A 254-nucleotide genomic window follows, 5' to 3' on the forward strand; every position below is an offset into this window, starting at 1 on the left:
TCACCGGGCTCTTCAAGAACTCGGGGTCCATCGCAACGAGGGTCAAACTCTCGGGCGAGGTCTACCGGGGCGGAAGCCTTGTCGATGTCATAACCGGGGACGAGATGACCGTTCTGGTCTTCTCGGAGGACGCCCTGACCGCGTATTACACCCCGACGGAACCGGGGGAGTACACGGTGAAGACCTGTGCCGTCTTCGAGGGCAAGACGACCGATGCAAAGGATATATCCTTTACCGTTCAGTCCGATTCGTCG

The 254-nt window shown here is 59.1% G+C and carries 1 protein-coding gene; it reads left to right on the plus strand.

Features of this window, described 5'->3' with window-relative positions; translation table 11 throughout:
- Nucleotides 1-254 (plus strand): hypothetical protein (locus ACI94_RS11100; RefSeq protein ID WP_286681341.1); only part of this gene is annotated, 254 nt, incomplete at both ends.

It is taken from the genome of Methanoculleus sp. DTU007, from assembly GCF_001512385.1.
Classification (GTDB): domain Archaea; phylum Halobacteriota; class Methanomicrobia; order Methanomicrobiales; family Methanoculleaceae; genus Methanoculleus; species Methanoculleus thermophilus.